Raw genomic sequence first — 12,492 nt, 5'->3', positions numbered from 1 at the left:
AGTCCGTGGCCGGGGCGCGGTTCCGCGCCCCGGCCCTCGCTTTTCAGGCCGCCGCATCGACCGCTTCGAGCGACGGGCGCCGCGCGGCCCATTCCGTCGCCTTCTCGTAGGCGTGCGCCGCCGCCAGCACCGTCGCCTCGTCGAACGGCTTGCCGATCAGCGACAGCGACAGCGGCAGGCCCTCGGACGAGAACCCGGCCCGCGTCGCGAGCGCAGGCGAGCCGGTCACGTTGAACGGCATCGTCAGCAGCGGCCGGGCGAAGGTGTAGAACGCGCCCATCTCCTCGATGCGCGGGGCGGGCCCCGCGGCGGTGGCGGTGAACATCACGTCCACGTCGGCGAAGGCCGCGGCGAACTCGGCGCACAGCTCGCGCCGCCGCCTCAGGGCCTGCACATAATCGGCCGCCGTGATGGCACCGGCCAGGAACAGCCGCATCCGCATGAACTCGCCATAGATCTCGGGCGAGCCGCGCAGCCATTCCTCGTGCACGGCGAAGGCTTCCGACAGCAGGATCAGGCTGCACGTCGCGCACCAGTCGCTGAGCGGCGACAGCCGCACCTCGACCAGCTTGGCGCCGAGGCCCTCGAACACCTTCAGCGCCGCCTCCAGCGCCGCGACGGTCTCGGGCTCGGCCTCGGCCTCCTCCCAGAAATGCCGGATCACGCCGATGCGCAGGCCGGTGAGGTCGCGGTCCAGCATCGCGGCGTAGGGCGGCGCGGGAACGTCGGCGGAAGCAGGGTCGGCCGGGTCGTGGCCGGCCATCGCCTCCAGCATGATCGCGCAGTCCTCGGCGGTCCAGGCCATCGGCCCGGCATGGTCGAGGCTGAAGGCCAGCGGGAACACCCCCGCCCGGCTGATGCGGCCATAGGTGGGCTTCAGTCCGACGAGGCCGAAATAGGCCGCCGGCAGGCGGATCGAGCCGCCCGTGTCGGACCCGAAGCCGCCCAGCGCCAGCCCCGCCGTCACCGCCGCCCCCGTGCCGCTGCTGGAGCCGCCGGTGAAATGCGCGGTGTTCCACGGGTTGCGCGCCGGCTGGCCCAGGATGTCGAAGCTGGGGCCGCCGAAGGCGAACTCGTGGGTGGTCAGCTTGCCCAGCCCGACGGCGCCGGCCGCGCGGACCTTCGCGACCGAGGTCGCGTCCCGTGCGGGCACATGGCCCGCCAGCGCGCGGGACTGGCAGGTGGTGGGCACGCCCGCCGTCTCGAAGATGTCCTTGAAGGCGATCGGGACGCCGTGGAGCGGGCCGCGTCGGCGGCCCGCCCGGATCTCGGCCTCGGCGTCCCGCGCCTCGGCGCGGGCGGCGTCTGCGGTGACGGTCAGATAGGCGTTGAGCCGACCGTCGAGCGCGGCGATGCGGTCGAGGATGAACTCGGTCAGCGCCACGGGCGACAGCGTCCCGGCCTCGATGGCGCGCGACGCCTCGGCGATGGTGGGGAAGGCGTTCGAGCCGATCATCCCGCCGTCGCCTCGTGCGGGAAGACGAAGATGTGCGCCGGCTCGGCCTCACGCCCGCGGGGGGTGCGCACGCGTTCGGCCATGGCCTGCACATATTTGTAGGCGTGGCGGAGGTCCTCGGCCTGCTTCTCGTCCAGCGTCAGGCCCGCGCGGGCCAGAAGCACGTCGAAATCCTGCCTGCTGATGGTGGGTTCGGTCATGGCGTTCACTCCTCTGGTTGTCACTCGGCGGCCATCGCCAGAGGCTCGGGGCGCATGCCCCGCCACTGCGTGGCCTTCTCGTAGGCGTCGCCCACGCGCATCACGGTCGCCTCGTCGAAGGGGTGGCCGACGATCTGCAGACCGAAGGGCAAGCCCTCGGCGCTGAAGCCGTCGCAGACCGACAGCGCCGGGCTGCCGGTGAGGTTGAAGGGCGTGGTGTAGAGCGGCCGGTCGATGGTGAAGTGCTTGCCGTAGGCGCCGAGTTTCGGCGCCGCGGTGGGCAGCGTGGGCAGCGCCACGACGTCCACGCCGCGCATGGCGGCGGCGAACTCGACGCACAGCTCGCGCCGCCGCCGCATGGCCTGCACATAGTCGGCGCCCGTCACCAGCGCGCCCATCAGCATCCGCTCGCGCGCGACCTCGCCGTAGAGCCCGGGGCTGGCGCGCAGCGTCTCCTCGTGGATCGCGAAGGCCTCGCTGCGCGAGATCAGGAACGCGGCGGCGAGGTAGTCCTGCATCGGCGAGAGCGCCGGCAGCTCCACCACCGTCGCGCCCAGATCGGCCAGCGCCGCCAGCGCCGCGTCGAAGGCCGCGGCGCAGTCCGCGTCGGCGGGGGCGTCGGTCTCGTAGAACTGCCGCAGCACGCCGACGCGCAGGCCCTTCGCGTCGCCGGTCAGCGCGGCGCGGTAGTCGGGGACGGGAAGCTCCGCCGAGGCGGGGTCGCGCGGGTCATGACCGGCCAGCGCCTGCATCATGATCGCGCAGTCCTCGACCGTCCACGCCATCGGCCCGGCGTGATCCAGACTGAACGACAGCGGCATGACGCCGGCGCGGCTGACGCGGCCATAGGTCGGCTTGATGCCCGCGATGCCGCAGAGCGCCGCCGGAAACCGGATCGAGCCGCCGGTGTCCGACCCCATGCCGCCCAGCACCATGCCGGTCGCGACCGCCGTGCCAGTGCCCGAGGACGAGCCGCCCGGGTCATGGTCGTGCCGCCACGGGTTGCCCGCAGGCGGCCAGGGCAGGTCGAAGCTCGGGCCGCCGATCGCGAACTCCCAGGTCGCGAGCTTGCCGAGGTTGATGGCGCCCGAAGCCTCGAGCATCGCCGTCGTCGTCGCGTCCTCGGTCGGCACATAGTCGGCCGCGACGCGGGAATGCCCGGTGGTCCGCACGCCCTTCGTCTCGTAGATGTCCTTCAGGCCGATGGGGACGCCATGCATCGGGCCGCGCCAGCGGCCGGCGGCGATCTCGGCCTCGGCCGCGCGGGCGGCGGCGAGCGCGGGTTCGCGCAGCACCTCGATGAAGGCGTGATAGGTTCCGTCCAGCGCGTCGATGCGGCGCAGGCAGTCCTCGACCAGCCCGACGGGCGAGAGCTTGCCGTCGCGGATCAGGTCCGCCGCCTCGGCGATGGTCAACGGTCGGTCGTTCGGGAGCATGGCTGCTGGTCTCCTGTGGCGGGGGGCGGGACGATGGCCGGGGGCGCGGCGCGCGCCTCCGCCCGGGTGACGAGGACGGCCGCGGCCGCGATGACCAGCGAGCCGACGACGGTCCAGAGGTCGGGCCGCTCGCCGAAGAACAGCGCCCCGATGATCGCGATGAACACGAGCCGTCCGAAGTCGAAGGGCATGACCGACGTCGCGTCGGCGACCTGAAGCGCGCGGGTCAGCAGCACCCGGCCCAGCGTGCCGGCGAGGCCCATGGCCGCGAGCAGCGCCCACATCGAAGGCGGCGGCGCGCTCCAGACAGCCAGCGCCGGGACCAGCGAGAGCGGCGTCATCACCAGCGCGGTGTTGACGATCACCGACGCCGCGCTCTCGTGCGCCAGCAGCATCTTGGTGGTGACGTACATCGCCGCCATGCCCGCCGCGGCCAGCAGCGTGACAGCGGCGCCGAGGTCCAGCGCGACGATCCCCGGGCGCAGCACCAGCATCGCGCCGAGAAAGCCCGCCGCCAGCGCCAGCCAGCGCCCGCGCGTGACGCGCTCTCCCATCATGAACCCGGCGGCGGCGGCGACGAACAGCGGCGCGGTGAAGCTGAGCGCGGTGGCCTTGGCGAGCTCGACCTCGGTCAGCACCCACATCCACGCCATCAGCGTCGCCACGCCGGTCAGCGCCCGGACGGCGTGAATCCCCGGCGCCTTCATTCGCATCGCCCGCCAGCCCTCGCGGCGCACCCAGGGCCAGACGGTCAGCAGCCCGGCGAGGTTCAGGAAGAAGCCCGAGACGAAGGGGTGAACATCGGGCGCAAGGCCGCGCACCATGGCGTTCGAGCTGGCGAGAAAGAAGGTCGAGGCGGTCATCAGCAGCGCGCCCTCGACGACGGCCGGCGTGCCGCCCGGCGCCGCCGGCGCGCCCAGCCCCAGCGCCCGCGCCACCACCGCGCCCGCCATCATGCGCGCGGGGCGGTCCACCGCGCTCATGACCGCGCCGCCCAGTCGATCAGCCCGACGGCCAGCGTCAGCGTCAGGCCAAGGACTGCGGCGAAGGGCAGGTTGGCGCCGTAGATCAGCCGGCCCATCGGCACGTCGAAGGTGCGGCCCGTCACCGCCACCGCCAGCGAGGACATGGACAGCATCGCCCCCATCGACCACGCGAACAGGATCAGAAGGAACACCGCCAGATCGCTGAGCGCGCCGTCGAGGCCCGAAGCGATCGCGATCGTCACGGCGCCGGTCACGGTGACGTGCAGCCCCGCCAGCGCGCAGAGCAGCGCCATGGTCGTGAGCATCGCCATCAGCGCCACCGCCGGCAGCCCGTCGAGGCCGAGGCCCGTCAGAGCGCCTTCGAAGCCCGGATGCGCCTGCAACGCGAAGCCCATGGCGATGGAGCACGAGAACAGCAGCATGTCGTTGCCCATGCCGCCCAGGTCTCGCCAGACCCGCGCGCCCAGCGGCGCCACGGAACCGGGCCGCATCCGCCAGACATAGAGCAGGCTGACCGGCGGCATCAGCAGGATGATCAGGTGCAGGGTGCTCAGGCCCGTCGCCGCATTGGCCGCGATCAGCGCCGCCGCGGCCAGCAGCGCCGGCGCGGTCACGGGCGCCACGTCGGCGACGGCGCCGCCGACGCTTCGCAGGTCGCGCCCGCCCCGCAGCGAGGCGGCGAGCCCGACGGCCGCCAGCGCCGCGCCGCAGAGCGACGCCTCCCACAGCGGCACCGACGGCAGATGGCTCGCCGCAAAGCCCATGCCCACGGTGAAGGGCGTCCACAGAACCGCAAGGCACATGCCGCGCAGGCAGGTCAACGCCGCGGCGTCCCGCGACGCGTCCTCGCCGGACGACTGCGCCAGCGGGCCGACGACGCCGACCGCGCCCATCGTCATCACCGCGCCGGTGACATGCGCCAGCAGCAGCAGGCTGTCGGACCGTCCGGCCGCGCCGCGGGCGGCCAGCCGCCGGGCGACGCGGCCGATCTGCGGCCCGGCCTCGAAGGCGGCGCGCACCATCACGAGGGCGGGGAAGAAGCCCATGAACACCAGCGCGAAATCCAGCCCGTCGCGGATCGAGGCGGAGGGCGAGCCCGTCGCCAGCAGCATCGCCGTCACCGCCGCGCAGGCCGCGGCGATGAGGGCCGTCGTGCGGCTGGCCTGGCGCAGCGTGAGCGCGAGATAGGCGACCAGCAGCGCCACCGCCGCGTCGCGCAGCGGCGGCCAGGGCGCCGCGACATGCTGGACGTTGAGCGCCCAGAGCGCCGCGCCGACGGCGCAGGCCGCCAGCGCCGGCGCGGCGGGGGGCTGCGCGGGCGCACTCTCGGACGCGCTATCCGGGGCTTCCGGGCGAAGGTCGACGTGCTTCACGATCGCGCGCGCCTCATCGCCCCGCCGACAGATGATGGCAGCGCGCGACATGCGACGGCCCGACCACGCGAGGTTCGGGCGCCTCGGCGCGGCAGCGGTCGTCGGCATGGCGGCAGCGCGGCGCGAAGGCGCAGCCCGGCGGCAGCGCGGCGAGGTTCGGCGGGGCGCCGGGAATGGTCTCGAGCCGCTCGCCCTTGCGCTGGCCATGGACGGTGGAGGCGAGCAGCCCGCGCGTATAGGGGTGGGCGTGCGCGTCCACCAGCGCCTCGATCGGCGCCTCCTCGACGAAGCGGCCGGCATACATCACGCCGATGCGGTCCGAGATTTCGACCGCAACGCCGATGTCGTGGGTGACGAACACCACCGCCATGTCGAGTTCGGCCTGAAGCCGGCGCAGCAGCAGCAGGATCTGGATCTGCACCGTCACGTCCAGCGCGGTCGTCGGCTCGTCGGCCAGCAGCACGGAGGGGCGGCAGGCCAGCGCCAGCGCGATCATGGCGCGCTGGCGCATGCCGCCCGACATCTCGTGCGGATAGTTCGCGAGCCGGCCTTTCGCCGAGGGGATCGCGACCAGTTCGAGCAGCTCCTGCGCGCGCTTCATCGCGGCGTCGCGGCCGACGCGGTCGTGGCGCATGATCGTCTCGGCGATCTGACGGCCGATGGTGAACACCGGATCGAAGGCGGTCATCGGCTCCTGGAAGATCATCGCGACGGTCGAGCCGCGCAGGCGGCGCAGCGCGTCTGGCGGCAGCGACAGCACCGGCTGTCCCGCCACCGTCACCGTTCCCTCGGTGCGGGCATGCGCCGGCAGCAGGCCCAGCAGCGTGCGCAGCATGACGCTCTTGCCCGAGCCGGACTCGCCGAGGACGCCCAGCACCTCGCCCTTGCGCAGGGCGAAGCTGACGCCGTTGACCGCGCGCACGGCGCCGGCGCCCTTGCCGAAGCTGACGTGCAGATCGCGAACCTCGACCATGGGTTCGTCGATGATGGCTTCGTGCTTCATGACGCGGCCTCCATGACCGTGGCGCCCGCGGCGCGGCTGTGACCCGAGGCGCCGTCGGCCATGTGGCAGGCGACGCCGTGGCCGTCGCCGCCCGGCACGGCGGCGAAGACGGGCGCGCGGGCGGCGCAGACGTCCTCCGCCAGCGGGCAGCGGGTGCGGAACCGGCAGCCGGAGGGCGGGTTGACGGGGTTGGGCGGATCGCCGGCGATCGGCGTCTCGCGCGTGCGGCGGCGGGGGTCGAGGCTCGGCACCGAGGCCAGCAGCGCGCGCGTGTAGGGATGGCGGGGATTGTCGTAGATGTCGTCGACCGAGCCGCTCTCTACCACGCGCCCCAGATACATCACCGCCACGCGGTCGCTGATGAAGCGCACCACGTTCAGGTCGTGGCTGATTAAGACGTAGGTCAGGCTGTGCGCCTCCTTCAGCGCCACCAGCAGGTTCAGCACCTGCGCCTCAACCGACTTGTCGAGCGCCGACACGGCTTCGTCGAGGATCACGAGCCGCGGCTCGACCGCCAGCGCGCGGGCGATGTTGACGCGCTGGCGCTGGCCGCCCGACAGCTCGTGCGGATAGCGCTTCGCGAAAAGCGCCGGCGACAGGCCGACCTGCTCCAGCAGCGCCCGGGCGCGCTCGGTCGCCAGCCGCGGCGGCACGCCGTTCATCTTCGGCGCGAAGGCGATGGTGTCGGCGATGGGGATGCGCGGGTTCAGCGAGGAGTAACTGTCCTGGAACACCATCTGCATCCGCCGGCGCAGATCGGACACGGACAACCCGCCGCGCACGCCCACCGGGTCGCCGTCGAACACCATCTCGCCGTCGTCGGGCTCGATCAGCCGCATCAGCAGCCGCGCCAGCGTGGACTTGCCGCAGCCGGACTCGCCGACGACGCCCAGCACATCGCCCTTGGCCACCGACAGGTCCACCCCGTCGACCGCCTGCACCACCCCGGCAGGGCGGCCGAGCACGCCCCTGCGGACGGGGAAGTGCTTCTTCAGGCCCGCGACGGTCAGCATCGGCTGGCGCGGGCCGCCGCGGTCGCGGGGGTCCTGCACGATGCGGGACACGATGTCGGGCTTCTTCCTGCGCGCGGTGAACATCGGCGTCGTCCTCCCTCAGGTCCGGATCCGGACGTCCATGGCCCCGCGCAGCCCGTCGCTGATCAGGTTGAAGCACATCGAGGTCACGAAGATCATCGCGCCGGGCAGCGCAGCGAGCACCGGGTCGATGTAGATCGCCTGCCGCAGCGCGTTCAGCATCAGCCCCCATTCGGCCGTCGGCGGCGTGACGCCGAGACCGAGGAAGCTGAGGCCCGCCGCGAGGATGATCGACAGGCTGACGAGGCTGGTGGCGTAGACGAGGATCGGCCCCAGCACGTTCGCCAGCACCTGATGCCGGATCAGCTGCATCGGCCGGGCGCCGCTGGCGCGCGCCGCCTCGACGAAGTCGTAGGCGCGCACTTGCGTCGTGACGCTCTCGGAGATGCGGATGATCGGCGGGATGAACACCAGCGTCAGCGAGATCAGCGTGTTGACCAGCCCCGCGCCCAGCAGGCCGCAGATCGCGATGGCCAGCAGGATCGACGGGAAGGCGTAGAACACGTCGGTCACGCGCATGATCAGCGTGTTGACCAGGCCGCCGAAGAAGCCGGCGACGACCCCCAGCGTGCCCCCGATCGCCAGCGCCGCGGCCACCGGCGCGACGCCCGCCAGCAGCGAGACCCGACCGCCATAGAGCAGCCGCGAAAGCATGTCGCGGCCGGTCTCGTCGGTGCCGAGGGGGTGGCCCTCGAAGCCGACCGGCTTCATCCGGGTCATGATCGAGCCCTGATAGGGGTCGTAGGGCGCCAGCAGCGGCGCCAGCAGCGCCGACAGCACGATCAGCGCCAGCACCGTCCCCGCGCCGATGGTGACAGGGTCGCGGGACAGGCGGTTGCGGACCTGCCGCCAGTAGCCGGGACTCTCCACCTCTCGCGGGCGGACAAGGTCGGCCTGCGGCGGGAACTCGGTCGCGACGTCATGGAGGGCGTTCATGGCTGTCTCCGTCGTCCGATGCTTCAGGGGGTCAGCGGCGGATGCGCGGGTCGATCGCGGCCTGCGCGATGTCGACCAGCAGGTTCACGAGCACGAAGAAGAAGGCGAGCACCACGATGGTCGCCTGCATCACCGGCACGTCGCGCCGGAAGATGGCGAGGTTCAGCAGGTTGCCGGAGCCCGGCCAGTTGAACACCGTCTCGACCAGGATCGAGCCGCCGAGCAGATAGCCGAACTGCAGGCCCATCACCGCGAGCGCCGCCGGCGCGGCGTTCTTCAGGACGTGGAGCAGCACCTCGCGGTCGATCAGACCCTTGGCGCGCAGCGTCGCGACGAATTCCTGATTGAGCACCTCGAGCACGGTCGCGCGCACGACGCGCGCCACCACGCCCATCGGGATCAGCGACAGGGTGACGACCGGCAGGACCAGCGACCGCGCCTCCGCGAAGCTGCCGGGCAGTCCCTCGAACCCCATGCCCTGCGCCGGCAGCCAGTTCAGCGTGACCGAGAAGATCACCACCAGCACGATGGCGAACCAGTAATGCGGCAGGCTGACCCCGGTGATGGCGAAGGCCGAGGCCGCCTTGTCGATCCATGTGCCCTGGTGGAAGGCCGCCAGCGCGCCCAGCCCGACGCCCAGCGCGAAACCCAGCAGCGCCGCCGGCACGGCGAGCACGAAGGTGTTGCCCAGCGCGCTCATCAACTCCCGCGCGACGGGCGCGCCGGTGAAGATCGAATATCCCAGATCGCCCTGCAACGTGCGGCCGAGCCACGAGAAATACTGGATGTGCAGCGGCTTGTCGAAACCGTAGGCCGCCGTCATCTGGGCGATCAGCTCGGGCGGCGCCTCGGGCGGGAGCAGCAGGTCGATCGGGTTGCCGGGGATCATCTGAACCAGCCCGAACACCAGCATCGAGACGCCGAGCAGGATCGGGATGGCGTGGAGCAGCCGTCTGGCGACGAAAGTCAGCATGGGGTCGGCCTCGCGGGGATGGGGCGGGGGCTGGTCCGGCGGCGCCGGACCGGAGCGCGATCAGTTCTCGATCCAGACGCCCGTCAGATCCTGGAACCAGCTCTGGGCCGAGACGAACCCCTTCACGCTGGCCGACATCGCCCGCGGGTTCAGGTCGTGCACGATCCAGAGCCACGGGGACTCGGCCACGACCATCTCATGCGCGCGGACCATCGCGGCGTCGACCTTCGCCTGGTCGAACTCGGCCTCGACCGAGTCGAGCAGGGCGTCGAACTCGGGGTTCTTCCAGTGGCCCCAGTTGAATGCGACGGGCGAGGCGTTCTTGCTGTGAAAGTAGCGCCAGAGGTAGGACACGTCGGATGTGACGAGGCTGACGTTGATCGCGTCCACGCCCATCGTCGGGGGTGAGCCCGGCGGGTTGCGGAAGCCCACAAGCATCGTGCCCCATTCGACCACCTCGAACTGAAGCTCGATGCCGACCGCGGCCATGTTCTGCTGGATGAACTCGTTCATCGGGATCGGCAGCATCTGGCCCGAGCCCGACGTGGAGATCATCACCCGCGCCTTCAGCGGATTGCCGGGGCCGTAGCCGGCCTCGGCCAGCAGCGCCTTCGCCTTCTCGGGGTCGTGCCCGTATTCGACCGCCGGGGCGCCGAAATAGGGATGGCCCTTCGGAAACAGCCCGGCCGCAGGCGCGGCCGTGCCGTTCAGCAGCGTGGCCAGACCCTCGCGGTCGATGGCGTAGTTGGCGGCCTGCCGCACTCGGACGTCAGCGAAGGGCGAGCCCTCCTGCACGTTCAGCAGATAGGGCCAGATGTGGGGATAGGTGTTGGTGACGACGTCGTAGCCGGCCGCCTCCAGCCCCGGAATGGCGTCAGGCGGCGGCACCTCGATCCAGTCCACCTGACCCGAGCGCAGCGCGGCCAGACGCGTGGTCGCCTCGGGCATCGGGTAGAGTTCGACGCCGTCGAGCTTCGGCGTTCGCTCCGGGTTCCAGTAGTCGTCAAAGCGGGCGAGCGTCACGCTGACGCGCGGCGTGACCTTTGTCACGCGGAACGGCCCGGTGCCGGCGGGAGCGGCGGCGAAGGCGTTCCAGTCGGCGCCGACGGCCTCAAACTGCGCGGGGCTGGCGATCAGCAGGTAGCAGATGACGTTGGGGAAATAGTGGGCGGGATATTTCGTCGTAATCGCAACGGTGTGCTCGTCGATCTTCTCCCAACCTTTCAGCAGCGGATTGCGCGCGCGGGTGATGGCCGATCCGGCGGTGTCGAAATGCGCCTTCGACTCGTCGAAGAACCGCTCAAGGTTCCAGATCACCGCGTCCGCGTCGAAGGTCGAGCCGTCATGGAACGTCACGCCGCGGCGCAGCCGGAAGATCCAGCGCGTCGGATCGGCCGGATCGACCTCCCACGCCTCGGCGAGTCCGGGGCGCAGACCGGCGGGAACGTCGGCGCGCGACAGGTCCCAGTCGATCAGCGGCTCGAAGATCGGGTAGCCCAGAAAGCGCATGCCCTCGAAGCCGTTGTTCGGCATGCCGGTGGTGCTGGGAACGTCTGCGGCGGTCATGGCGATGCGCAGCACCCCGCCATCCGCGGCGGCGGCGCCTGCGGAAAGGGCGAGAAGGGCGGCGGAGGCGAGGGCGGCGGCGCGGCGGCGAAGGGTTCTCACGGCGGCATCTCCTGTCGGCGTTTCGACAGGCAAGCAGCAAGCCCCGTGCCACTCGTGGAGCGTGCGCGCACTGCACGCTTCAAATGCATGTTAAGGCGTGGTTAATCCCTTCCGGCCGCCCCCCGGGCCGGCTCCCGCCCTCTGGCGGCTCATTTTTGGTCCGGACCAATTGCCGTAATATGCGGCGTGGATTCGCCGCGCCGCACAAATTCGAGACAACCTCCGCGCGATGCCGAGAGGCGGTCGCCTCAGCCGCGACGCAGGGCGAACTCGAAGGCGTAGCGTCCTTCGGGGTGGGTGCTGACCGCCAGTTGCAGCGGCGCTCCGGACGCATTGCGATAGGCTCGGATGATCCGGATTGCCGAGGATCCGGGCGCCACCTGCAACGGCTCCGCGAAGGGCGCGATGACGGCCGTCGCGTCGATGCGCAGCCGCACGTCGGTCGCCCTGACGTCGAAGCGACGCTCGATCAGCGCGAAGATCGGCGTCTCGCTGCCGTCGATCGCGTCCACGACGTCGGCGTAGGCGCCTGGAAACATCACCTGACTGAGCGAGATCGGCAGGGAAGAACCGCTGATGTAGCGGCGAAGCGTGACGCTCAGCCAGCCGGCGGTCACTCTTGCGCCGAATTCCGCCCCCAGCGCCGGATCGTCGCCCGCGGGCGCGACGGCGTCCACGCGCACGAAGGTGTCGGGCGGGTACGTCAGCAGCGTGTCGAGCGAGTCGATCGACTGCGAGAACCGCTGCGGGCTGGTCGCCACGACCTGGGTGCCAGACCCCTGCCGCCGCACGATCATCCCCTGCGACTCCAGCGCGCGCAAAGCCTCACGCACCGTCGCGCGACTGACGCCATACTCTTCGGCGATGTTTCTTTCAGGCGGCAGAAAATCGCCAACCGCATAGGCGCCGTTCTCGCAGAGCAGCCGAAGCGTCCGGGCGAGCGCCTGATGCCGCCAGACGCTCTGGACCTCGATGCGGGAAGTCATTTCCAAAGCTCCAGTCATCGCGGCAACCCTGGGCGCCTGCGCATCACTGCGGAGCGCGCGTGCCACGCCATGGTCAACTTTGCAAGTGCGACGCAGCCCGGATGACGCGATGCGCGGCAGGTCCTTTCGTGGGAGGCTTCCGAGGCGAGACGCCCCGGCGCGGCGGCGGGCGGATCGATCCGCGAGCCGTCGCGGGCCGATCACATGGGATGCGCGGCGCATCCGCCCAAACGTCCGGGAACCGCTCCATCTGTGGCGCGAGGCGCGGATCGCCGCTCCGGCCGATGACGGTTCATCAACTGAAGCGAACGCCCCACCGCCGAAATGGGCGACAGAGCTGACTTTCCGTTGCTGCAGGCGGCGCGCCACGGCTGCCTTGCG

The 12,492-nt window shown here is 71.3% G+C and carries 11 protein-coding genes; all 11 read right to left on the bottom strand.

Features of this window, described 5'->3' with window-relative positions; all coding sequences use genetic code 11:
- Nucleotides 1-43 precede the first annotated feature (43 nt).
- Nucleotides 44-1,456 carry an amidase gene (locus BLW43_RS10030; RefSeq protein WP_093252566.1) on the bottom strand — a complete coding sequence of 471 codons (1,413 nt, stop codon included), beginning with the start codon at nt 1,454-1,456 and terminating at the stop codon, nt 44-46.
- The gene (locus BLW43_RS10025; RefSeq protein WP_093252563.1) at nt 1,453-1,656 is read right to left on the bottom strand and encodes a hypothetical protein; all 204 of its coding nucleotides are present in this window, start codon (nt 1,654-1,656) and stop codon (nt 1,453-1,455) included. Before BLW43_RS10025 ends, BLW43_RS10030 begins: the two co-directional genes overlap by 4 nt.
- Nucleotides 1,657-1,676: 20 nt before the next feature.
- Nucleotides 1,677-3,092: an amidase gene (locus BLW43_RS10020; RefSeq protein ID WP_093252561.1), complete on the bottom strand. Its 1,416-nt coding sequence runs from the start codon at nt 3,090-3,092 to the stop codon at nt 1,677-1,679.
- A complete protein-coding gene (locus BLW43_RS10015) occupies nt 3,068-4,075 on the bottom strand; it encodes a DMT family transporter (protein ID WP_093252558.1) in 1,008 nt (335 codons plus the stop codon). Before BLW43_RS10015 ends, BLW43_RS10020 begins: the two co-directional genes overlap by 25 nt.
- Complete coding sequence (locus BLW43_RS23475; RefSeq protein WP_175478834.1) at nt 4,072-5,451, bottom strand: hypothetical protein; 1,380 nt, start codon at nt 5,449-5,451, stop codon at nt 4,072-4,074. Before BLW43_RS23475 ends, BLW43_RS10015 begins: the two co-directional genes overlap by 4 nt.
- Nucleotides 5,452-5,464: 13 nt before the next feature.
- Nucleotides 5,465-6,454 carry an ABC transporter ATP-binding protein gene (locus tag BLW43_RS10005; protein ID WP_093252552.1) on the bottom strand — a complete coding sequence of 330 codons (990 nt, stop codon included), beginning with the start codon at nt 6,452-6,454 and terminating at the stop codon, nt 5,465-5,467.
- The gene (locus BLW43_RS10000; RefSeq protein WP_093252550.1) at nt 6,451-7,551 is read right to left on the bottom strand and encodes an ABC transporter ATP-binding protein; all 1,101 of its coding nucleotides are present in this window, start codon (nt 7,549-7,551) and stop codon (nt 6,451-6,453) included. The genes BLW43_RS10005 and BLW43_RS10000 overlap by 4 nt, the downstream gene beginning before the upstream one ends.
- A 15-nt stretch (nt 7,552-7,566) precedes the next feature.
- Complete coding sequence (locus tag BLW43_RS09995; RefSeq protein WP_093252547.1) at nt 7,567-8,484, bottom strand: ABC transporter permease; 918 nt, start codon at nt 8,482-8,484, stop codon at nt 7,567-7,569.
- Between the two features lie 31 nt (nt 8,485-8,515).
- Entirely contained in the window at nt 8,516-9,457 is a 942-nt protein-coding gene (locus BLW43_RS09990; protein WP_093252544.1) for an ABC transporter permease, read from the bottom strand.
- A gap of 60 nt (nt 9,458-9,517) precedes the next feature.
- Nucleotides 9,518-11,125: an ABC transporter substrate-binding protein gene (locus BLW43_RS09985; protein WP_217632142.1), complete on the bottom strand. Its 1,608-nt coding sequence runs from the start codon at nt 11,123-11,125 to the stop codon at nt 9,518-9,520.
- Between the two features lie 248 nt (nt 11,126-11,373).
- Nucleotides 11,374-12,333: a GntR family transcriptional regulator gene (locus tag BLW43_RS09980; protein WP_093252541.1), complete on the bottom strand. Its 960-nt coding sequence runs from the start codon at nt 12,331-12,333 to the stop codon at nt 11,374-11,376.
- Between the last annotated feature and the right edge of the window lie 159 nt (nt 12,334-12,492).

Source organism: Rubrimonas cliftonensis (assembly GCF_900107585.1).
Lineage (GTDB): Bacteria > Pseudomonadota > Alphaproteobacteria > Rhodobacterales > Rhodobacteraceae > Rubrimonas > Rubrimonas cliftonensis.
The sequence above is the reverse complement of the archived record's forward strand: the minus strand, read 5'-3'. Positions and strand labels throughout refer to the sequence as shown.